Origin of the sequence: Sutcliffiella horikoshii (assembly GCF_019931755.1) — a bacterium.
GTDB lineage: Bacteria > Bacillota > Bacilli > Bacillales > Bacillaceae_I > Sutcliffiella_A > Sutcliffiella_A horikoshii_E.
This window is the reverse complement of the sequence record NZ_CP082918.1, coordinates 1,710,439-1,733,161: the sequence shown is the minus strand read 5'-3', so window position 1 is coordinate 1,733,161 and position 22,723 is coordinate 1,710,439. Positions and strand designations below refer to the sequence as shown.

General features: G+C 40.0%; 22 protein-coding genes. 8 read left to right on the top strand and 14 right to left on the bottom strand.

Going from position 1 to position 22,723, the window contains the following annotated elements; genetic code table 11:
- Positions 1-170 precede the first annotated feature (170 nt).
- Positions 171-818: a YktB family protein gene (locus K7887_RS08830; protein WP_223493199.1), complete on the top strand. Its 648-nt coding sequence runs from the start codon at positions 171-173 to the stop codon at positions 816-818.
- A gap of 51 nt (positions 819-869) precedes the next feature.
- On the opposite strand, the gene K7887_RS08825 is transcribed toward K7887_RS08830, so the two are convergent.
- Together K7887_RS08825 and K7887_RS08820 are read right to left on the bottom strand one after the other, a co-directional pair.
- Complete coding sequence (locus K7887_RS08825; RefSeq protein WP_088017986.1) at positions 870-1,145, bottom strand: UPF0223 family protein; 276 nt, start codon at positions 1,143-1,145, stop codon at positions 870-872.
- 54 nt (positions 1,146-1,199) lie between these two features.
- Positions 1,200-2,159 carry an NAD(P)H-dependent flavin oxidoreductase gene (locus K7887_RS08820; protein ID WP_223493198.1) on the bottom strand — a complete coding sequence of 320 codons (960 nt, stop codon included), beginning with the start codon at positions 2,157-2,159 and terminating at the stop codon, positions 1,200-1,202.
- 185 nt (positions 2,160-2,344) lie between these two features.
- Here K7887_RS08820 and K7887_RS08815 point away from each other — a divergent pair, with 185 nt between their 5' ends.
- Positions 2,345-3,826 carry an aminotransferase class I/II-fold pyridoxal phosphate-dependent enzyme gene (locus tag K7887_RS08815; protein ID WP_223493197.1) on the top strand — a complete coding sequence of 494 codons (1,482 nt, stop codon included), beginning with the start codon at positions 2,345-2,347 and terminating at the stop codon, positions 3,824-3,826.
- 62 nt (positions 3,827-3,888) lie between these two features.
- Here K7887_RS08815 and K7887_RS08810 read toward each other — a convergent pair whose 3' ends face one another.
- Both K7887_RS08810 and K7887_RS08805 read right to left on the bottom strand, forming a co-directional pair.
- Positions 3,889-4,014, bottom strand: a complete 126-nt coding sequence (locus K7887_RS08810) for a GapA-binding peptide SR1P (protein WP_082380950.1) — start codon at positions 4,012-4,014, stop codon at positions 3,889-3,891.
- A gap of 336 nt (positions 4,015-4,350) precedes the next feature.
- The gene (locus tag K7887_RS08805; protein ID WP_010192774.1) at positions 4,351-4,650 is read right to left on the bottom strand and encodes a DUF3055 domain-containing protein; all 300 of its coding nucleotides are present in this window, start codon (positions 4,648-4,650) and stop codon (positions 4,351-4,353) included.
- A gap of 152 nt (positions 4,651-4,802) precedes the next feature.
- Here K7887_RS08805 and K7887_RS08800 point away from each other — a divergent pair, with 152 nt between their 5' ends.
- Positions 4,803-5,228 (top strand): DUF1885 family protein, encoded by a 426-nt coding sequence (locus tag K7887_RS08800; protein ID WP_223493196.1) that lies wholly within the window; start codon positions 4,803-4,805, stop codon positions 5,226-5,228.
- Positions 5,229-5,270: 42 nt separating this feature from the next.
- Here K7887_RS08800 and K7887_RS08795 read toward each other — a convergent pair whose 3' ends face one another.
- Positions 5,271-6,206, bottom strand: coding sequence for a polysaccharide deacetylase family protein (locus tag K7887_RS08795; RefSeq protein WP_223493195.1), 936 nt, complete (start codon positions 6,204-6,206; stop codon positions 5,271-5,273).
- Positions 6,207-6,776: 570 nt separating this feature from the next.
- Between K7887_RS08795 and K7887_RS08790 the strand changes: the two genes are divergently transcribed.
- The gene (locus K7887_RS08790; protein ID WP_088017976.1) at positions 6,777-7,169 is read left to right on the top strand and encodes a thioredoxin domain-containing protein; all 393 of its coding nucleotides are present in this window, start codon (positions 6,777-6,779) and stop codon (positions 7,167-7,169) included.
- A 77-nt stretch (positions 7,170-7,246) separates the two neighbouring features.
- On the opposite strand, the gene lpdA is transcribed toward K7887_RS08790, so the two are convergent.
- The 5 genes from lpdA to K7887_RS08765 form a co-directional block, all read right to left on the bottom strand.
- The gene (lpdA, locus tag K7887_RS08785; RefSeq protein ID WP_223493194.1) at positions 7,247-8,659 is read right to left on the bottom strand and encodes a dihydrolipoyl dehydrogenase; all 1,413 of its coding nucleotides are present in this window, start codon (positions 8,657-8,659) and stop codon (positions 7,247-7,249) included.
- A 3-nt stretch (positions 8,660-8,662) separates the two neighbouring features.
- Positions 8,663-10,030: a dihydrolipoamide acetyltransferase family protein gene (locus K7887_RS08780; RefSeq protein ID WP_223493193.1), complete on the bottom strand. Its 1,368-nt coding sequence runs from the start codon at positions 10,028-10,030 to the stop codon at positions 8,663-8,665.
- A 122-nt stretch (positions 10,031-10,152) separates the two neighbouring features.
- Complete coding sequence (locus K7887_RS08775; RefSeq protein WP_088017971.1) at positions 10,153-11,130, bottom strand: alpha-ketoacid dehydrogenase subunit beta; 978 nt, start codon at positions 11,128-11,130, stop codon at positions 10,153-10,155.
- Between the two features lie 3 nt (positions 11,131-11,133).
- A complete protein-coding gene (gene pdhA / locus K7887_RS08770; protein WP_223493192.1) occupies positions 11,134-12,249 on the bottom strand; it encodes a pyruvate dehydrogenase (acetyl-transferring) E1 component subunit alpha in 1,116 nt (371 codons plus the stop codon).
- A gap of 525 nt (positions 12,250-12,774) precedes the next feature.
- Positions 12,775-13,440: a YkyA family protein gene (locus K7887_RS08765; protein WP_223493191.1), complete on the bottom strand. Its 666-nt coding sequence runs from the start codon at positions 13,438-13,440 to the stop codon at positions 12,775-12,777.
- Between the two features lie 217 nt (positions 13,441-13,657).
- On the opposite strand from K7887_RS08765, the gene def reads away from it, so the two are divergent.
- Entirely contained in the window at positions 13,658-14,212 is a 555-nt protein-coding gene (def, locus tag K7887_RS08760; RefSeq protein ID WP_223493190.1) for a peptide deformylase, read from the top strand.
- A 233-nt stretch (positions 14,213-14,445) separates the two neighbouring features.
- Here def and K7887_RS08755 read toward each other — a convergent pair whose 3' ends face one another.
- Both K7887_RS08755 and K7887_RS08750 read right to left on the bottom strand, forming a co-directional pair.
- Complete coding sequence (locus K7887_RS08755) at positions 14,446-15,234, bottom strand: Cof-type HAD-IIB family hydrolase (protein WP_223493189.1); 789 nt, start codon at positions 15,232-15,234, stop codon at positions 14,446-14,448.
- Positions 15,235-15,253: 19 nt separating this feature from the next.
- Positions 15,254-16,159, bottom strand: coding sequence for a DMT family transporter (locus K7887_RS08750; RefSeq protein WP_223493188.1), 906 nt, complete (start codon positions 16,157-16,159; stop codon positions 15,254-15,256).
- Between the two features lie 792 nt (positions 16,160-16,951).
- Between K7887_RS08750 and K7887_RS08745 the strand changes: the two genes are divergently transcribed.
- Both K7887_RS08745 and rnjA read left to right on the top strand, forming a co-directional pair.
- Complete coding sequence (locus tag K7887_RS08745) at positions 16,952-17,161, top strand: DNA-dependent RNA polymerase subunit epsilon (protein WP_063561280.1); 210 nt, start codon at positions 16,952-16,954, stop codon at positions 17,159-17,161.
- 6 nt (positions 17,162-17,167) lie between these two features.
- Positions 17,168-18,835, top strand: coding sequence for a ribonuclease J1 (rnjA, locus tag K7887_RS08740; protein ID WP_223493187.1), 1,668 nt, complete (start codon positions 17,168-17,170; stop codon positions 18,833-18,835).
- Between the two features lie 329 nt (positions 18,836-19,164).
- On the opposite strand, the gene K7887_RS08735 is transcribed toward rnjA, so the two are convergent.
- Positions 19,165-19,845, bottom strand: a complete 681-nt coding sequence (locus tag K7887_RS08735; protein WP_087942033.1) for a potassium channel family protein — start codon at positions 19,843-19,845, stop codon at positions 19,165-19,167.
- A 160-nt stretch (positions 19,846-20,005) separates the two neighbouring features.
- Between K7887_RS08735 and K7887_RS08730 the strand changes: the two genes are divergently transcribed.
- Positions 20,006-20,470, top strand: coding sequence for a helix-turn-helix transcriptional regulator (locus K7887_RS08730; RefSeq protein WP_223493612.1), 465 nt, complete (start codon positions 20,006-20,008; stop codon positions 20,468-20,470).
- 398 nt (positions 20,471-20,868) lie between these two features.
- On the opposite strand, the gene K7887_RS08725 is transcribed toward K7887_RS08730, so the two are convergent.
- Positions 20,869-22,716, bottom strand: a complete 1,848-nt coding sequence (locus K7887_RS08725; protein ID WP_223493186.1) for an ABC transporter ATP-binding protein — start codon at positions 22,714-22,716, stop codon at positions 20,869-20,871.
- Positions 22,717-22,723: the final 7 nt, after the last annotated feature.

The following is a 22,723-nucleotide window of genomic DNA, read 5'->3' as shown; positions in this document are numbered from 1 at the left end:
TTTCTAATGGTTGCTATATCATATGAAAGGAATGAAAGATGGTAACTAAAATGTGCAGTTACCTAAAAAGAAAGTAAGAGGTTGTAAAATCTAATCTTTTGGCAGGGAAAATGGGCTATGCTAAAATAAGTAATATAAAAAAAAGCAGTATTTAGAAACGGGGCGACTACATGACAAACAAAAGTTTCGATGGATTTAAAAAAGAAGATTTTGAAGTATTTACAATAGATGGTCTTGAAGAAAGAATGGAAGTTTTAAAATCTCAAATACAGCCAAAGTTTGAGCAGCTTGGCCAATATTTCTCTCCCTCACTAACTGCTATGACTGGTGATGAAATGCACTATCATGTAGCCAAGCATGCAAGAAGAACCAAGAATCCTCCAAAAGATTCCTGGGTTGCCTTTGCAAACAACGCACGCGGATACAAGATGTTACCACATTTCCAGATCGGCTTGTGGGAAACCCATGTATTTGTCTGGTTTGCTGTTATCTATGAAGCACCGATGAAAGAAGCATTTGGCGAAATTTTGCTTAAAAATGTAACATCCATTCAAGAGCAGATCCCTTCCGACTTTGTCTGGTCCAAGGATCACACAAAGCCAGAAGTTATCCGCCAATCTGATTTGACTGAAGACGCCCACAAAGAGCTTTTCGAACGTTTGATCAATGTAAAGAAAGCGGAAATACTTTGCGGCATCCAAATACCAAAAGAAGAGGCAATCAAGCTTTCTGGAGATGAAACGATCGCGCGCATCGAGGAAGCTATCCAAACAGTCCGAGGACTTTATCAGATGACCAAACAGACGGTGGAAGCTTAATACAGTAAAAAATCTCAGAACCATCATGGTTCTGAGATTTTCATTTTCTTATCACTTCGACATCTTCACCTGTTCGCCTGGATTCATGTCTTTTGCTTTTTTTATCGTACGATAGACAGAGAAACCACTAAGTTCCTCATACTCATTTGCAAGGTTTCGTTCTTCTGCCTTGCCTGGCACTATTTCTTTGAACCGGCGATATAAGGATAAAAGCTGATCACGCTCCACGCCTTTGCTATAAGTGAGCTCGACCGCTTCATATAGTGCAATAACATCTACGATTTCATCTGTAGACCAGTCATAGGAAATGGGATAAGAGAAATCCATAACTTCACCTCATTATATGTATAGTGGAAAAGTAAAGTATATCATTTTCCTTCTCTAGTTTGTCCACTTCTCTCTAATATTTTCCGCTTCCTTTACCATTCTAGACAAAAGCTGTTCCACACTTGGCACATCCTCGATCAATCCCATTACCTGACCTGCCCATGCATAACCATAATCGGTTTCGCCATCATAGATATACCGTTTGTTCGCAGTGCCACTAATAAAGTCTTTCAATCCTTCATACCCTTTTGCTTCCTGTTCTATCTTCAATATTTGTTCCGTCCAAGTATTTTGAATGGCTCTTGCAGGTGCACCCAGACTTCTTTTAATGACCACCGTATCATTCTCGGTTCCGTCTACCAGCCTTTCTTTATAAACGGGATGAGCATGCATGCACTCCTTTGTTGCGATAAACCTTGTACCCATTTCTATTCCTTCCGCACCAAGTGCCAATGCAGCCATCAACCCTCGTCCATCACCAATGCCTCCTGAAGCGATGACAGGTATCTTTAAGGCGTCTACTACTTTAGGGACTAATACCATGGTACCTAAGTCGTTTTTGCCTAAATGACCTCCTCCTTCCTGTCCTACGACCATGACGGCATCAGCGCCAAGTTCTTCCGCTTTTTCTGCTTGTCTGCGAGCAGCAACAAGAACTAACTTTTTGCATTCTGAGCCCTCCAGCCTTTTGAAGATCGGTGAAGGGTTTCCTCCTGTCATGGAGATGACAGGGACCTCTTCTTCCAAAGCAATATCCAACATATGCTCAAAAGGTCTCCCATGTTGGCCAATTGCATAGTTCACACCAAATGGTTTATCTGTCATCCTTCTAACCTTTCGAATCTCTTCTCTTAGTAATTCAGGACTTTCCAAACTCATGGCCGTTATTTGCCCGAGACCTCCTGCATTTGAAACGGCGGCAGCCAGGTCCGCGTACGCTAAATAAGCAAGTCCACCTTGGATAATTGGATATTTTATATCTAAAAGTTTAGTTACTCTTGTCTCCCATTTCATGATTATCTTCTCCTTTCTATCTCTCTTTATATGTTTCTTTTTAATATGACAAATTCCTGCTATGCAATGAAGGGGATAAATGCTATAATTTCATTTGTTTTATGTGAATGTTTGTTCTGCGTAATTAGATGCGTTAAGATAAACGAAACCGATACTAAGCTAAATTAAAGAGGTGCATAAGTAAGTTGACATATTCTCAAAACGACACGCCATTATTTACTGGACTTTTAAATCATGCCAAAGGGAACCCGGTTCAATTCCATATTCCCGGACATAAAAAAGGAGCAGGCATTGACCCTGAATTCCGAGAATTTATCGGTGAAAATGCTCTTTCCATAGATCTAATTAACATTGGGCCACTTGATGATCTTCATCAGCCAAAGGGAATGATAAAAGAAGCTCAAGACCTTGCAGCAAAAGCTTTTGGAGCTGACCATACATTTTTCTCCGTACAAGGTACAAGTGGAGCCATCATGACAATGGTAATGGCTGTTTGCGGGCCTGGAGAGAAAATTATCGTGCCTAGGAATGTTCATAAATCTGTCATGTCAGCCATTGTTTTTTCAGGAGCAGTACCAATCTTTATTCACCCAGAAGTGGACAAAGACTTAGGGATCTCCCATGGCATCACGACAGACTCTGTAGAAAAGGCGCTTCAGCAACATCCTGATGCAAAAGGTGTACTTGTCATTAACCCTACTTATTTTGGTGTTTCAGCCGATTTAAGTCAGATTGTTGAAATTGCCCATTCTTTTAATGTGCCTGTTCTTGTGGATGAAGCCCATGGTGTTCATATCCATTTCCATGAGGAGCTTCCTTTATCGGCTATGCAAGCCGGAGCTGACATGGCTGCGACAAGTGTCCATAAGCTTGGGGGCTCTATGACACAAAGTTCTATCTTGAATGTGCGAGAAGGATTAGTGAATGTAAATCGCATTCAAAGCATTTTAAGTATGTTAACGACTACATCCACCTCATACCTTCTATTGGCTTCATTGGATGTTGCAAGAAAACGCCTTGCCACCGAAGGACACTTGCTTATAGAAAAAACCATCCAACTTGCCAATAAAACAAGGGATGCTATCAATGAGATTGAACACTTACATTGTATAGGTCCTGAAATTTTAGGCAGAAAAGCAACCTTTGACTATGACCCGACTAAACTGATTATTTCTGTAAAGAATTTAAACCTGACAGGATATGATGTTGAGAAGTGGCTTCGTCAAAAATACAATATTGAAGTGGAACTTTCCGATCTCTATAACATCCTTTGTATTATCACACCTGGAGACTCTGAAGTTGAGACAGGAACATTGTTAGAAGCCCTTAAAGTCTTATCAGAAGAGTTTCATCACCAGGCTGGAGATTCCGGCGAAAAAGTAAAGGTTCTTCTTCCCGACATTCCGGTGTTAGCTATCGCCCCACGCGATGCATTCTACTCTGAGACGGAAGTTGTTCCATTCGAAAAATCTGCCGGCCGTATTATCGCAGAATTTATCATGGTATATCCTCCGGGCATTCCTATTTTTACTCCTGGGGAGATCATAACAGAAGATAACTTGTCCTACATTACAAGAACTTTAGAGGTAGGACTCCCAGTACAAGGTCCCGAAGATCACGAATTGAAGACCTTAAGAGTAATTAAAGAACACAAAGCAATTCGATAAAATGAACAAAGAGCAGGTCCCCTCATACCCCGGGGACCTGCTCTTTCTATTAATATATGATTCTAGGCTAAATCTTCGCTTTTTTCAGAGCACTGACAATCTGCACATTTTGCATAATAAGTCGTAACTTTTTCATCCTCAAAGTGATCCACTGCGCTGTTACAAGTTTGACAAATGATTGTACCCATACCCTTCAACCTCTTTCCTAAAAGAAATTTTTTTTGCAAAGCCGCCTTTAATTGAAAGCGCTTTATGTTGTTACTTACATCATAAAGCCTCAAATGTGTTATGTCAATGATTAAATTGTATAACACATTTAAAAATTGAGTTTATGGGTTGTTCCATTTATTTCCTTCTATTGGACAGTTCACGCGGATTTCTCCACCGTTCGGGCGTATAGAACCCTTCTATTTGACCGTTTTGATCAATTCGCTACCTGTTCGGGCTTATAGGTTCCACTTTTTTGTCAATTCAATAGGCCAATGCCCTAAAAACAGGACATTGGCCTCGAAGGAGATTAACTGTTATTCATATTGTTCTTGAAAAGGACTTGCCGGTATAGCCTCAGTAAAAAACTCTGCAAGGTCTTCTGCTTGCTCTTGTGAATCAATTCGGAATACATGCTGAAGGTGGTTAAGGTCAGTAATGTCTTTAGGGTCGAGGAGGGTAGAACGGCCGGTTTGCATACAGATGACAAGGGGCTTACCAAAAAACATATTCGTGTACACGATACCAAAATCATATCTAACATCTTTAGTCGTAAAACCAACAAAGCGAACTGGAACATTCTCATTGTTATCATAAAGCTTGTCAAATAAGTTCATAAGGTACCTCCTTTTTATTTTTTGGTTATTCAGAATATTATTATAACTTATAAAATGCTTGATTTGCAAGAATTTTCACTTAGTGATTGTCAGCTGATTTCCTATAATGCTAGAATATATATAATGGAATAGTTATCTTAGGAGTGAATTCGATGGCCAGTAGCGCTTACATTAATTTAGTTCCCAAATCAAAAGAGAAAACGCTTACCGTTGAACATGTAAAAGAGTTATTAAACTACTATAAAGACATAACATCTAAAACTGGAAAACAATTAGGATGGGAATACAGCCAGGCAGCTTTCCCCTACGAAGTAAAAGAAAAGCCTGAAGGCAAAGGTCAGTGGTTTTATTTAAAAGGTACGGAGGATCGGTACAAGATGATCCTTATTGGAGTAGGCACACAGACAGCCACCTCCGACGAGACTGAGCCCCTCTCCTACATACAAGTTACTTTGCACGACCAAAGCACGCACGGCGATAAAGCGAAGGCTAATGAGCTTTGCAAGTTTCTTGCCAAGAAGCTAGAGGCTGAGCTTAAACTATTTACCGGCAGCATTATGTACTACTATAAACGTTGAATAAAGAAGGCCCGCTCTCACAGTTGAGCGGGCCTTCTTTATTTATTCCGTTTCTACGCTTGCATCTTCAGTTCCTATTAGGTCTGGGTCAAGTATTTCGTATCCTTTGTCTTGAAGCCCTTTTACTATATCCGCTAACGCATCTTTGGTCCATTCGCGGTCATGCATTAACAAATTGGCTCCGCTGTTCAGAAATTCGGTATTAACCATAATATCTGCAAGTGAATCAGCATCCATGTATTCTGTTTCCCAATCATAACCATAGGTCCAATTCATAAGAATCATTCCTTCTTGCTTAACAAGTTCTATGGCATAATCTGTATTAGTGCCAAATGGAGCACGGAAGAAGCGAGGGCGTTCCCCCGTGATTTCTTCTACTCGATCACTAAGCAATACAATTTCTTCATGCTGTTCTTCTTCTGTAAGCTGCCTTAAGGACTTATGAGTCATGGTATGATTTCCAATTGGAAAACCCATCTCATAAATGGTTTTTAGTACCTTCTGCTCTTCTTCCGTTTCAAGGAAGTGTCCATTTACAAAGAAGATAGCTTTTACTCCCAGTTCTTTCAAAATCGTAGCCATTTCTAATGCATACCAATCAGGAGCGTCATCTATTGTTAATAGAACCACCTCTGAGTTTGCATCACCCATTGGTTCTATAGCAGAAGTGGTAGGATTTACGACATATTGGGGTTCTTGAGGGGAAGTTTCTTGTACTTGGTCCTCGTTACCTGAGTCTTTTTCTTGTTCTTCTTCATTCGAATCTTCCTCGGAGTCCACTACTTCTTCTTCCTCCGGTTCTTTCTTTGGGTCTTCTGTTTTTGACACAGGGACATCTTTTTCTTCCTCTTCCACTACAGAATCATTTCCTTCCGTCTGATTTTCTGAAGAGGAATTTTGTTCATTTTCAACTTGTCCATTTTGCCCGCAAGCTACAAGGAGGAGCAATAATGATGCTGATAGTATCCATTTTTTCATATTCTTTCCTCCATACGTAAGTTTCACCTTTAATCATACTAGCATTTACTATATGAAGGCAATCTTTTTCCAGTTATAAAATCTTAGTAAGATAAATCAACCACCAAAAACAAAATAGTAAAATAGGCTCTGAAAACTAAAATAGAAAATAAAACTGATGGCAGTTGTCAACGCCGCATGCTTCTTTTTATGAATTATTGACATGGCGAGGGTATAACAGAGATAGATAAATATACCTAACAAAATAATTTTGGCCTGCATTTTATCTCGAACCGAAAACCATTCTATCAGACTATAGGTTCCCCAAAAAATATTTTGTATTAAAAACACCACATAATTTTTCATAAAAGCAGCTCCTTACTGCATATTTCTATTTATGTAACCGATTTTTCATGAATGAAAACCTTTATAATTAATATGCCGGAAAGGAGCTATCTATTTTTCAATTATGTAACATTTACGTGACAAGGCCTGTTTACATAAAATTTAATGGTAGAATAGCACCAAATAGCGGAACAAAAAGTAACTATTCATTTTAATATATGTTGTTAATAGAAAGTGAGGATTGCCATGATTAGAGGCGCTGTTATCTTTTTCACGTTGTCTTTTTTCATTTTATCTTCCTGTCAAGAAAATCAATCGATAACTCACATTCAATTTCCTGATGATTCTCGGACACTCGTTTTCTTTACGGACGAATCTAATTTACAGGATGAGAGTACATATTATGATGCGATCATTGATTTGAAAAATTCATTTCCAGATGAAGTTGCAAATTTAAAAGTAGTTCATTCTGAAAATGAAAAACTCTTATATAAGCAGTTCAATGTAAAGGCAACTCCATCTTTAATTGTGGTTCATGATAATGAAGTAGTAACACAAATCGAAGGTTCAAAGCCTAAAAAAGATATCGTTGTTTCCATTGAACAAGCTTTAAATCAAGCTGGGAATTCCACCTATTAGCCGGAGGAATTCCTTTTTTGTGGTTTAAAGCATAAATAAGAGCCTCCACATTTGCGGAGGCTCTTTAGTTTGTTCCATTACTTAACGATATGAATAGGGCTTCCCATTGCTACTTCTGCAGCTTCCATTGTGATTTCTCCCAATGTTGGGTGCGCGTGGATAGTCATGGCGATATCTTCCGCTGTCATACCAGCTTCAATAGCAAGACCAAGTTCAGCGATCATGTCAGATGCACTAGAACCGGCAATTTGAGCACCAATGATTAATCCATCTTCTTTACGAGTTACAAGCTTTAAGAATCCGTCTGTTGCGTTCAATGCCAATGCACGGCCGTTCGCAGCAAATGGGAACTTAGCAGCTGTTACTTCGATACCTTCTTCTTTCGCTTGCGCTTCTGTGTAACCTACAGATGCAAGTTCTGGCTCAGAGAATACTACTGCAGGAATACCTAAGTAGTCAATCTCAGCAGGCTCACCAGCAATTGCTTCTGCAGCAATCTTACCTTCGTAAGAAGCTTTATGTGCAAGTGGTGGTCCATCTACAATGTCACCAATAGCATAGATGTTAGAAACGCTAGTGCGGCACTGCTTGTCAATTTTGACAACGCCACGATCTGTCATTTCCACACCAACTTGTTCAAGACCAAGCTCATCTGTGTTAGGACGGCGACCAACAGTAACTAATACATAATCAGCGTCGATTGTTTGCTCTTCGCCTTTTACTTCAATTGTTACTTTCACACCATCTTCTGTTTCTTCTACACCTTTAGCCATCGCTTTTGTGAAGATTTCTACGTTACCTTTTTTCTTTAGGTTACGTTTTACAAGTGAGCTCATTTGCTTTTCAAATCCAGCTAAGATCTCATCTGCTGCTTCAACAATAACAACTTCTGTTCCAAAGTTAGCATAAGCTGTACCTAGTTCAGTACCGATGTAACCTCCACCGATAACAACTAGTTTCTTTGGAATTTCTTTAAGTGCCAATGCACCTGTAGAATCAAGAACACGTTTGGAGTACTTGAAAGTTGGAATTTCAATTGGGCGTGAACCTGTTGCAATGATACAGTTATTGAACTTGTATGTTTGCGCAGAGTTTTCGTCCATGATACGAACTGTGTTACCGTCTACGAAGTATGCTTCTCCAGAAACGATGTCTACTTTATTCCCCTTAAGTAGACCTTCTACTCCGCCAGTCAATTTCTTAACAACTCCAGCTTTCCATTCTTGAACTTTTGAGAAATCAACTGTTACGTTCTCAGCTTTAATTCCCATGTCTTCAGAATGTTGAGCTGTTTCAAAGCGGTGACCTGCAGAAATTAACGCTTTGGAAGGGATACATCCAACGTTTAGACATACTCCACCAAGTGTGTTTTTTTCTACGATTGTTACCTTTTGTCCCAGTTGAGCCGCGCGGATTGCAGCAACATATCCGCCAGGGCCCGAACCGATGACAAGCGTATCTACATCAATTGCGAAATCTCCTACTACCATTTATTAACCCTCCATTAACAATAATTGTGGATCGTTCAATAGACGCTTGATATGGTTAAGCGCATTTTGAGCAGTAGCGCCATCAATCATACGATGGTCAAAGCTTAGTGATAATGCAAGAACTGGAGCCACTACAATTTCTCCGTCTTTCACTACAGGTTTTTCTGCGATACGGCCGATACCTAGAATCGCAACCTCTGGATGGTTAATAACCGGTGTGAACCATTGTCCACCAGCAGAACCGATGTTTGTGATTGTGCAAGATGCACCTTTCATTTCATCGGATGCCAATTTACCGTCACGCGCTTTTCCAGCAAGTTCGTTGATTTCGTTGGAGATAGAGAAGATAGACTTTCTGTCTGCATCTTTCACAACAGGAACTAGTAAGCCTTTTTCTGTATCAGCAGCGATACCGATGTTGTAATAGTGCTTGTGAACAATTTCATCTGTTGCATCATCAAGAGATGTGTTAAGTACAGGATACTCACGTAACGCAGATGTAAGTGCTTTAACTACGTATGGTAAGAATGTTAACTTAATACCTTTGTCTGCTGCAACTGATTTGAATTTCTTACGGTGTGCAACAAGCTCTGTCACATCGATCTCGTCCATCAATGTTACGTGTGGCGCAGTGTGCTTGGAGTTAACCATCGCTTTTGCGATTGCACGGCGCATACCACTCATTTTCTCACGAGTCTCTGGGTATTGACCAGCAGGAATTGCTTGTTTTTCTTGTTTTGCTTCCGCTTTTGTTTCTTCTTTAGCTGCAGGAGCCGCTTCAGTAGCAGTAGTTTCTTGTGCTTTTGCACTGTCTCCGCTTAAGAATGCATCGATATCGCTCTTAAGAACACGGCCATTGTCTCCAGATCCGGCAACTTGACGGATTTCAACGCCTTTTTCACGAGCATATTTGCGTACGGAAGGCATAGCGATTACGCGTCTGTTTGGATCTACTTCTGCTTGCTCTTGAGCGCCAGCGCCAGTTTCAGCTTTTGGCTCTTCTTTAGGAGCTTCTTCTTTTTTCACATCTTGACCAGCTTCAGCTGTTGCTTGAACTTGACCTTCTGTTTTTTCTTCTGCTTTTTCGTCGTCGCTTCCGTGGTCGTCACCTTTAAATTTAAGGTCTTCATAACCTGGAGCGTCTAGTGTGATGATGGTTTGTCCAACAGTACAGACAGTACCTTCTTCCACTTTTAATTCCGTTACTTTCCCTTTAACAGGAGATGGAATTTCTACGACTGCTTTATCGTTTTGTACTTCACAAAGTACGTCATCTTCTTCGATTTCGTCACCTGGTTTAACGAACCACTTTACGATTTCACCTTCATGGATACCTTCACCGATATCTGGCAGTTTAAATTCGAATGCCACAGTATTCAACCTCCTATGATAGATAGCCTGATTTTCTTTTTGCTTATAAAATGGAGAGCCCACTCTTGGCTAGGCGAAGAATGGACTTCCGTATGGTAGTTCTGTTGGGGAACTATTATATATTAGAAGTTCAGAACTTTTTTCGCTGTTTCTAGAACATCTTTATGATTTGGCAACCAAACGCTCTCTGCTTGAGAGAATGGGAATACCGTATCAGGTGCAGCTACACGTAAAACCGGTGCCTCTAGGCTAAGAATAGCACGGTCGTTGATTTCTGCTACGATGTTAGCGCCGATACCAGCTTGTTTTTGTGCTTCTTGGACAACAATCGCACGGCCTGTTTTCTCAACAGATGCAATGATTGTTTCGATATCCAATGGGCTGATTGTACGCAAGTCGATTACTTCAGCAGATACTCCGTCTTTTTCAAGTTGGTCAGCTGCTTTTAAGCACTCATGTACCATTGCTCCGTAAGTAACCATCGTGATATCAGAACCTTCACGTTTAACGTCAGCTTTACCGATTTCAATGGTGTACTCTTCTTCTGGTACTTCTTGACGGAAAGAGCGGTATAATTTCATGTGCTCCAAGAAGATAACCGGATCGTTATCACGGATTGCAGAAATTAAAAGTCCTTTTGCATCATATGGAGTTGCAGGAATTACCACTTTAAGACCCGGCTGTTGTGCCATAAGTCCTTCTAAGCTGTCTGCATGAAGTTCAGGTGTGTGAACTCCTCCACCGAATGGAGAACGGATCGTAACTGGTGCAGACCAACGTCCACCAGTACGGTAACGCATACGAGCAAGTTGTCCACTAACAGAGTCCATTACTTCGTATACGAAACCGAAGAATTGGATTTCCATTACAGGACGGAAGCCGGTTACACCGAAGCCAACAGCAAGTCCACCGATTCCTGATTCTGCAAGTGGTGTATCAAACACGCGGTCTTCCCCGAACTCAGCTTGAAGGCCTTCAGTTGCACGGAAAACCCCACCGTTTTGACCAACGTCTTCACCGAAAAGTAAGACGTTTTCGTCATTTTTCAATTCTGTGCGTAACGCATCAGTGATCGCTTGAATCATTGTCATTTGCGCCATGGCTTACTTCGACTCCTTCTCTTTGTAGATTTCGTTTTGCTCTTTAAGGTTGTTAGGAAGCTCTTCGTACATGAAAGAGATTAAGTCTGTGACTTTCTGTTTAGGTTGATCATCTGCTTTTTTGATAGCAACCTTGATATCTTCTTTCGCTTCTTCAATTACCTTGTTCTCTTGGTCTTCGCTCCAGATTCCTTTGTTTTCAAGGAATTTGCGGAAACGCACTAATGGATCTTTCTTTTCCCACTCATCATCAAGCTCAGAAGTACGGTAACGAGTTGGATCATCTCCAGCCATTGTATGTGGACCATAACGATAAGTTAATGTCTCAATTAAAGTAGGACCTTCACCATTCACTGCACGCTCACGAGCATCACGAGTTGCCGCGTAAACTGCTAGTGCGTCCATTCCGTCTACCTGGATTCCAGGAATACCTGCTGCTACTGCTTTTTGAGCAATTGTACCTGCTGCAGATTGCTTTTCCACAGGCGTAGAAATAGCAAAACGGTTGTTTTGTACAACAAAGATTGCTGGTGCTTGGTAAGCCCCTGCGAAGTTAATACCCTCGTAGAAGTCACCTTGAGAAGCTCCACCGTCTCCAGTGTATGTAATTGCTACCGTCTTTTTCCCTTTTTTCTTCAGTCCAAGTGCAACACCTGCAGTTTGGATGATTTGTGCACCAATGATGATTTGAGGCGGCAATAAGTTAACACCCTCTGGCATCTGGTTGCCGTGGAAGTGACCACGAGAGAATAAGAATGCTTGATATAAAGGAAGACCATGCCAGATCATCTGTGGCACATCACGGTATCCTGGTAAAATGAAATCATCTGCTTCCAGTGCAAACTGAGAAGCTAATTGGGAAGCTTCCTGACCAGCTGTTGGAGCATAGAAACCTAGGCGTCCTTGTCTGTTCAAGCTGATGGAACGTTGATCAAGTACGCGAGTATATACCATACGGCGCATTAATTCTTTTAATTGGTCATCGCTAAGCTCAGGCATTGCAGCTTCGTTTACTACTTCGCCTTCTTCATTTAAGATTTGGAACGTTTGGAATTGTTCTTCCACTTTCGCTTTCTGCTGCTTTGGATCAAATTTAGCATTTTTAGTTTTTGCAGCCATCTACGTCACCTCTTCCTTTCTATTAAGAGAACTATTTAATACATCATTACATACAAAAATAGGTTACCCAAAAACGTGTTTTAAAAGACATTTTTCTGTTTGTGATGCAAAAACGTATCTTTCCTCTTTTCGTGTCTACAGCAATACGCATGATAAACACTCAAATTTATACTGTATTAATCTTTCCGAAGAAAATATTAATACAACTTTTCACCAAGGTCAAGTTTACAACACACTTCGCAATCCCGTCAATCTCTTTGCTTGCTTTGCTTTTTAAAACCAAAAAAAGTAAAAAGTTTATTCTGAACCCTTAACTGTACTAATACAACTTTTAAAACTGTATTACAATGCAGAACAGGTCCAATTCATGTTATGTCATAATAATAAAAAGCGCTATAATTTCCATTCCCGATATAACTCAATCTTAACCATTAGCTAAACATTGATTATTTTGAGATAAGATAAATACATATTTCCACAACAAAAAAGACCCGGGGAGGCTAGCTCCAACGTGTCTTTTTCCACTTAATTATCATAGCTGACGTTAAGTCCGGCTTTTTTATAGAACTCCAATTTTGCTTTATTATACTGATCAGTATATTCATTGAAAGATTGGTTTGCTTCATTAATTTTTTCATACTTCTCATTTAAATCATTTATCTGCACTTGGAGTTGCTCCAATGTCAAATCTTCCGTTTGAAATAGCTCGTACATTTCTTTTTCGACTTCCATTGACTTCATATAATGATTCGATAAAGTCATATAGGCTTCATAACGTTGCTCCATTAGTTGGTATAACGCTTGTGCCTCTTTTTTAAGTTCTTCGTCTTCCAATGATTCAATAGAAGTTTTAACTTCTTCAAATTGCTTACGCGCTGCTTCTATGCTCTCTTTTTCACTTTTCATGGCAGCTTCTTTTTGTTCCACCAAAGCAAGCCCTTCTTGAGAAAGTTTAACAATCTGATCAAACTCTTTCATCCCAAGGGTAAGAATTTCATCATAAATAGCAGATTCTTCTTTTTCTAATTCCAATAAAGGTCCTTGTTGCTCTTCAAAGCTTGCTTCAAGTTCTACAACTTCCTCTAATGTTTGAAATATCTCTTGTTCAGCTGATTCTCCATTTACACAACCTGTCAGTAATAGGGAAAAAGCCAGAGTACCCGTATATACAGTCCTTTTCCAAAAACGCAATTTAAATCCCCCTAACATATCTTCTCTTTAACTATAAATTTTATTGCTAATTTTTACAATATTAAATTCATATGTTAAGCATAAAATTAAATAAGGCAAAACGAATTGTTTCAAGTAACATCCGGCTTTTGGTAATATATAATGAGATAGTTTGGAGCTACCATTTATAAGCTAAATTGGAGTATAGTATAAAAGTATATTAGATAGGAGTGAAATCATGCTTACAGCGAAAGACATCATAAAAGAAGGGCATCCCACATTACGTGCAGTGGCAAGTGACGTATCCCTTCCCCCATCTCAGGAAGATTCCACTACTCTGCAAAAGATGATGGAATACCTTCAGAACAGTCAAAATCCTGATATTTCTCAACAATACAATTTACGTCCTGGAGTCGGGCTTGCAGCTCCCCAAATTAATGTTCCTAAAAAGATGATTGCCGTTCATATCAGAGATGAAAACGGGACACTACATAGCTACGCACTTTTCAATCCGAGGATTGTTAGCCATTCTGTTGAAAAAAGCTTTCTAACATCTGGTGAAGGTTGTCTATCTGTAGAAAGGGACGTACCAGGTCTTGTACCGCGATATGCTCGCGTAACAGTCAAAGCTACCACCTTGCAAGGCGAAGAAGTTAAACTGCGGTTAAAAGGATTAGTGGCCATCGTATTTCAACATGAAATTGACCATTTAAATGGCGTAATGTTCTATGATCACATAAACCAAGAGAATCCGTTCCAACCTCCAGATGGAGCGATACCGATAGAGAGATGATTTTTTACTTTAAAAACCATTATTAAATGAAGTCATCTTGTTGATTGGAGTGGAAGGCGCGCAGACGCCCGCGGGAGGAAGGGACAGGTGAGACCCCGCAACGAAGTGAGGAGGCTCACGGACCGCCCGCAGGCAAGCGAAGCGCCTGGAACGCAAATCAACCGGATCTAATAATATTTATATATAAAGAAAGCCTGATCGAATGAGTGTCGATCAGGCTTTCTTTTATTCCCTTAACGAATTTTCTGTTTTAGTAACCCAACTTGCTCGAGCCCATGAAGAATTCCATCTTCCCCCACATCTTTAGTAACATGGTTGGCTACTTTTAGTAATTCAGGATGTGCATTTCCCATCGCAACCCCTGTTCCAACAAAGTCAATCATTTCTATATCATTTAATCCGTCTCCAAAAGCGAATACATTCTCTTTCTTAAATGGCAATCTTTCCAGCATCCTTTGAATCCCGATTGCTTTAGAGCCGCCTTTTGGAAGGATATCTGTAGAGTATTGATGCCAGCGGATGAAATCAAAATCCTTATAAGTTTCCACATAACTTTGTTGATCTGTGTCTTCTATAAACAATAATGCCTGATAGATTTCCGTTTCATCTAGAAAGCTTGGACCATAAGCCGGATGGACAAACTTCAGGCTTCCCATACTTTCATTAATGAACGGATGATTTTCCACATTTGCCTTCATTGTTTCATGGTTTAAATAAACAAGTGGATGTGACACCTTTTCGGAAGCTTCACGAAGCAAATGCAACTTTTCAGCATTTAAAGGATTTTTATAAATAACTTCCCCTTCAAAAACTACATATTGCCCGTTAAAGCTCACAAAGGTATCTATCTCCAATTCCTTGCGTAAATCTTCAAACATGAATGGAGCCCTTCCTGTTGCAATCGCTACATAAACTCCTTGTTCCTGCAGTTCTTTTACCGCCTTTTTGGTAGAGGCAGGCAGTTCCTTTTGATGATTCAGCAACGTTCCGTCTATATCAAAAAACACTATTTTCTTTTCCATTTTTAATCACCTTACTTCTTTAGACTGTGACATTTTTTATCACTTTTTGTTTTTTCGCCTTAGTTTTATACGAAGATAAATATACACCACTAAAGATAAGAATCAAACCGAAAAGCATGTGAGGAGTTATTTTTTCACCCAACAATAGGCTTCCCCATAACATGGCTGTTATCGGCACGAGATACGTGACAAGGGAAGCGAATTCCGCACTCCCTTCCTTTACCATATAATAATAAAGGAGATACGCAACACCCGATCCAAAGACCCCTAAACCAATCAAAGATACCACAACGGAAACACTTCCTACCGCTAAAAACCCAGAAGGTTGCACAAACGCCATCATAATCCCTGACAAAATCCCAGCGACTGCTAACGTACTAAAAGAAATAACCGTGATCGGGATGTTTTGTAAATGTCTTTTACTAAGGTGGGCACCGAAACCATAGCAAATGGTAGCCCCCAACATCGTTCCCACTCCGAGAAGATTATCTTGAAACAATTGAAGGATATTTAGTTCCAGTAATACAATAATCCCCAGAAAACCGACACTTACACCAATCCATTGCATTTTTTCCATTTTGCTTGAAAAGATGGAAAAGCCGATCAAAATTGTCCAAATTGGTGTCGTAGCATTCACAACCGAGGCAAGACTACTGCTGATCGATGTTTCACTAACTGCAATTAGCGCCCATGGAAGAGCATTATTTAATACCGCTATCAAAACAATAGGCAGTAATGGGAGGTTCCGGAGTAACTTTAGTTTATTCTGAATCAGAAGCAAGATTAAAAGCGTGCCTGCCCCAAACATACATCTCCAAAAAACAACTCCCCAAACACCTAAATCCACTACAAGCAACTTTATAAATAGAAAGGACATGCCCCAAATCAAACTTAATGTAATTAATGCTGCATAGAGTCGCTTCATTCAACTTACCACCTTAACTTTTAGGGTAACGAAATAAATATTTATTTTAACCTACACGAAGAAAACGTTTGCTGTCAATGAAATTTTAATCTTCCATTCAGATGTGAGAAAAGTCAACCAAAGGCCTTATTCCCAATAGACCATTTATATGTTACTCTGATGATAACCATACTAAATTCTACGTATATTGTTCAGAAGTGAAAGCCATTTCCTCATGTACTGAAATTTCGTATATTTACCAGCAACTATTTACTCTGTTTGAAGCATATTAACTACTAACAAACAGAACGTACCTTAAGTACAAGGAGTGAAACGCTTATGCTAAGAAGGCTAAGAAAAAAAATACTGCGTAGAATGAACAATATTCTTAAACGAAAAACAATTGCCTAGTCCTTGCTATTAATGAGTCCTTCATTTCTGGAGGACTCTTACATATTAATTAACCATGAATTTATTCCCCTCTGTTTTTAATCCTTTTCTATTGGAGAAAATAGAAAAGAACTTCTTTTAGGGAAAAACATGAAATTTCATGATGTATCGTATATAATATAGGGTAATAATGGCTTTTTGGCCAATGACCGGTTATGCTATATGGATATTACTAGGAAGCATTATTAAAATTCGCGTTGTCTTTTTGTAAGGAAAAAAGCATTGTAGCTTGACGCAAGATAGTGGGTCGACGGACACTTCCGCATTTTTCCCTTACATAAAATAACTATATATACTGGTTCCTTCCCTTACTGCCTAAGGAGAGGTGAAGGGCTAGACAGATTTTTTTAAGGAGAGATAGCAATGTTATTTAAAGTGTATTATCAAGAAGATGTAGCTGAAGCACCTGTAAGAGAAAAGACGGAATCTCTTTTTGTGGAAGCATCTGCAGTGTTTGAAGTCCGCAGAAAATTAAAGGACAAGCCATATAACATAGAATTTATCCAGCCTGTATCAGGGGATTTCTATGAGTATGAGAAGCAATCCGAAAACTTTAAAGTATTGGAGATATGATAGACAATGAAATTTGTAAAAAACAATCAAGCAGCGGTTTTCGCTTTAGGCGGGCTAGGTGAGATCGGGAAAAACACCTATGCAGTCCAATTTCAAGATGAAATCATCTTAATTGATGCCGGTATTAAATTTCCTGAAGACGAATTACTAGGAATCGATTATGTTATTCCAGATTACACGTATTTAGTAAAGAACCAAGAGAAAATTAAAGGCCTTTTCGTCACTCACGGTCACGAAGACCACATCGGTGGAATCCCTTACCTGCTTCGTGAAGTAGATATTCCTGTATACGGCGGCAAGCTTGCACTTGGCCTAATCAAAAACAAACTAGAAGAGCATGGTCTTCTTCGCAAAGCAAAACTAATTGAAATCCAAGAAGATGATATCATCAAGTTCCGTAAAACTTCGGTAACATTCTTCCGCACCACTCACAGTATCCCAGACTCATACGGAGTTGTTGTAAAAACACCTCAAGGGAATATTGTTCACACTGGTGACTTCAAGTTTGACTTCACTCCAGTTGGAGAGCCTGCAAACTTAACGAAAATGGCCGAGATCGGAAAAGAAGGCGTCCTTTGCCTATTATCTGACAGCACAAACAGCGAAATCCCTGACTTCACGATGTCAGAGCGCCGCGTTGGAGAGAGCATTCAGGACATCTTCCGTAAAGTAGATGGTCGTGTAATTTTCGCTACATTCGCTTCTAACATCCACCGTCTGCAACAAGTAGTGGAAGCTGCAGTAGCTCACGGCAGAAAAGTCGCTGTCTTCGGTCGCAGCATGGAAGCAGCAATCAATATCGGTCAGGATCTTGGTTATATCCAAGCGCCTAAAGATACATTTATCGAAACGAACCAAATTAACCGCATGCCGGCAAACAAAGTCACTATCCTTTGTACCGGAAGCCAAGGTGAACCAATGGCCGCTCTTTCCAGAATCGCCAACGGTACTCACCGCCAGATTCAAATCATTCCTGGAGACACGGTTGTATTCTCATCTTCCCCTATCCCAGGAAACACGTTAAGTGTAAACCGTACAATCAACATGTTGTTCCGTGCAGGAGCTGACGTTATCCACGGTTCATTAAGCGACATCCATACTTCCGGTCATGGTGGACAGCAAGAACAAAAGCTTATGCTTCGCTTAATCAAACCAAAATACTTCATGCCTATTCACGGTGAATACCGCATGCAGATCACGCACAAACAGCTTGCGATTGATTGTGGAGTACCTGAAGAAAACTGCTTTATCATGGACAACGGTGAAGTTCTAGCACTTAGCGAAGATGAGGTTTCTGTAGCTGGTAAGATCCCATCCGGTAATGTTTACATTGACGGAAATGGTATCGGCGATATCGGAAACATCGTCCTACGTGACCGCCGCATCCTTTCAGAAGAAGGTCTAGTGGTTGTCGTAGTAAGCATTAACATGAAAGACTTCCGCATTGCTTCCGGCCCAGACATCATCTCACGCGGTTTCGTTTATATGAGAGAATCAGGTGACTTAATCAATGACGCACAGTCCTTGATTTCCAAGCACTTGAATAAAATCATGGAACGCCGCACAACACAATGGTCTGAAATTAAGAATGAAATTACGGACACACTTGCTCCGTTCTTATACGAAAAAACAAAACGCCGTCCAATGATTCTTCCTATCATCATGGAAGTTTGATTTTAAGGTGAAATGTGAAATAGTATGGACTCCCCCTGACTTTGTGGTTTGGGGGAGTTTTTTTTGTTGGATATCGGTATTCAGGGTCGGCATAGGGCTAACTTTGTGGATTTTTTTAATCTGATGGTGCGCTTTTCTGGAAAATTTGAGGTGATTGTAACTTTTCAGAGGTTCATTGTGACTTTTCACGTGTTTATTCTGACTTTTTTGAACGTTATTGTGACTTTTTAAAGGGTTATTGTAACATTTCAGAAATCGAAATACATTCTCTAAAATCAAACCATAAAAAAACCAGCAAGGTCTCTCCTCCTCACTGGTCCCCACTACTCTTATTCTTCCACCACATTCTTCTCAAAACGCGTAATATCAGTATCCGCTCCAATAACAATCAGGATATCACCTTGCCTGATGGCATCAGTTGCCTGAGGAGAGACAATGATATCTCTTCCACGCTTGATCGCAACTATGTTAATACCGTACTTGGCACGAATGTCCAAATCAATCAATGTGTTCCCATCAAGACGCCTGCTCGCTACAATCTCCACAATACTATGCTCATCCGAAAGCTCCAGATAATCTAGAACGTTATTGGATACAATATTATGGGCAATACGTCTTCCCATATCCCTCTCTGGATGCACTACCTGATCGGCGCCAATACGACTCAATACCTTTTCATGATAATCATTGGTCGCCTTGACCGTTATATGTTTCACACCCAGTTCCTTCAGAATCAAGGTTGTTAAAATACTTGCCTGAATATTATCACCGATGGCAACGATTACATGATCGAAATTACGGATCCCGATACTTTTGAGAACAGCCTCATCCGTCGTATCGCCAACAACAGCATGTGAAGCTATATTAGCGAACTGGTTCACCTTCTCTTCATCATTATCAATAGCGAGAACCTCTACTCCCTCATCGCTTAATGCCTGAACCATGCTTCCCCCAAAACGTCCTAATCCGATAACGGCAAACTCTTTTTTCTTCAACGCTGCTTCCCCCATTTACTCTGTTATGTATAGATACTATTGTACCATAATCCCATCTTTTCTTGAGGTGAATATGATTTCCCTCTGAAAAAGTTTTCAGAAAATTATTGAACTCTCCGCTAATAAAGTGTAAAATTACACATATGATATAAAAAGGAGCATTCAGCACCCTATGATGAATCAAAACGAAGCTATCAATCTAATTTCAAATAAACTCAAACTCATCCGAACGGAACATAACTACACACAAGACAGAATGGCGGAAGTTCTGGGTATTTCCAAAAAGACACTAGTGCAAATTGAAAAAGGCCGCACTACAGCCGGCTGGACTGTCTGCGCTGCAACATGTGCGTTGTTCCGTGAAAGCCAAGTATTATCCTCTGTGCTTGGTGCTGACCCTCTAGAGGTTATGGAAACAATTGCACACGAGAAGATTGATGCACCTAAGGATAAGACTATGGGTGGAAAAGTCTGGTGGAAAGAGATAAAAATGAAAGGCACATTCCGCCTGCAGCAAAATGTCATCAGTCAACATTATCGAATCCTTGATGAAATGGACTTCCGCTGGTACAGCTCTTTTGAAAAAGAAGATGCGTTAGCTAGATTGAACGAGTTATCAGCACAACAGAAAGGAGAATGAGTAAATGGATGTTAATATTGTCTTCCTGATTGCTGTCCTTGCCCCTATTTTTCTGGCTGCTTGCTATATTACGGAAAAGATTGAGTATCATTGATCAAAATATCTATCGCGACGACTCTGGTAATTGCATTAATCTCATTAAAAAGCCATTTTTATTACATATACTTCCAGAAACAAGAGGGTTATTGTGGAAATATATGGATTCTCGATAATTTGAAGTGATTTATTGTATAATTGGAGAGCTTTTTTGCATACTTTGACCTCTTTATTGACTAATTCACCCCGTTTATTGACTAATTCCTATTTTGAGCATTTTGGCGTCCACTATTAATCAATTTCGTACATTACTTAAAACACAAAAAGACACCGGTCCCAAGAACCGATGTCTTTTCTTATTCTCAGCTTACATCCTGCATCGTAAACTGCGCTTTCACCAAGTGATAATAAATACCGCCGTGTTCCATCAGCTTGTCATGATTGCCTTGCTCCATGATATTCCCATGATCAAGGACTATGATGTTATCTGCTTCCCGAATAGTAGATAGTCGGTGAGCGATTATAATCGCTGTACGGCCTTTTAACAGCTGTTTAAGAGCAGTCTGGATCTTCACTTCCGTTTCAGTATCAATGCTGGCAGTCGCTTCATCTAGAATGATGATGCTAGGGTCTGCTAACAAAGCGCGGGCAAAGGAAATCAATTGTCTTTCCCCGACAGAAAGGACATTACCTCTCTCCTCTACTTCTGTTTCATATCCATTTTTCAGACGTTCGATAAACTCATTCGCACCGACTGCCTCAGCAGCGGCTCTTACTTCTTCATCAGTGGCAGTAGGTCTGCCGAAACGGATGTTATCATTGATTGTTCCAGAGAAAATAAAGGTATCCTGCAATACAACACTGATTTGAGAACGAAGACTTTGAAGAGAGATGTCACGGATATTATGTCCGTCAATCTTCACTTCTCCTCCTGTAGCATCATAGAAACGTGAAATCAAGTTGGCTATCGTCGTTTTCCCAGATCCGGTATGACCAACCAATGCCACTGTCTGACCTGCCTCCATTTTCAATGAAATTCGGTTCAGTGCGGTACGTTTACTGTCATAGGAGAACTCGACATCCTTAAACTCGATTTCCCCGCGAATGGTATCCAATTGGATGGCATTGTCCTTCTCATCCACAATTGGCTTTTCATCCAAAAATTCAAAGATACGTTCAGAAGAAGCCATCCCAACAAGCAGCATATTATATAACTGACCTAGTCTTGAAATCGGTTCCCAGAACATCCCTAAGTAAAATGCAAAGGAAATGAACACACCGACAGTTAATGTACTCGTGCCACCTGTAAGAGACTGTTGAATAAGGTAGGCTCCATACCAGATAAGAATGGCGGTACCAACAGCATTTGTCATCTCAACAAATGGACGGAAAATGGCATTCTGTCTGGTCGCATTTTTCCATGACTCAAAGTTTTCGGTATTGATGCGGTCGAAGAATCCCATGTTTTCTCTTTCTTGCGTAAAGGATTGTGTTACACGAACACCTTGGATACTTTCATTTAAGTGAGAGTTTAGCATGGATTGCTTGATACGTACATCCTGCCATGCTCTTCTTATTTTCCTGCGCAAGCTAGTGGAAATGAAGAACATGATCGGCAAGATAATTAAAATGGCAGTAGCCAATTCAGGACTTAATGTAAATAAGATCACTACGATACCGATTAAAAGGATAAAGTCCATTAGCAAGTTGATAACACCGTTTGTGAACAATTCTTGCAAGGAGTTAATATCATTCATAATTCGGACAAGGATGGACCCGGCCGAACGTTGATCGAAAAAGCGATGGGACAGTCCTTGTACATGTGTGAAAAGATGCTTCCTTAAATCATAAATGACGTTCTGCCCTAGCATGTTCATCCATCGTATCCTCAAGGCATTCGCCACATAAGACACCAGATATAAAACAGATACAATCACCGCCAGTTGTACTAGCATATCCATGTCTTTTTGCTTAATGGCAACATCATATAAGTATTTACCTATGATGATTGGAATTGCTAACCTTACCGCTGTTGCTATTAACATGGTTATAATAGCTAATGGCAGCAATGTTTTTGAATAAGGTTTCATATAAGAGAAAAGCCGCCACATCTGTTGCCAGTTAAAGGGCTTTTCAATTGCATTATCAGTAGAATAATAGAATCTCTTCTTCACATTATCGTTCAATTCAATTTTCTGTTTTTTGCGCATTCTGTTT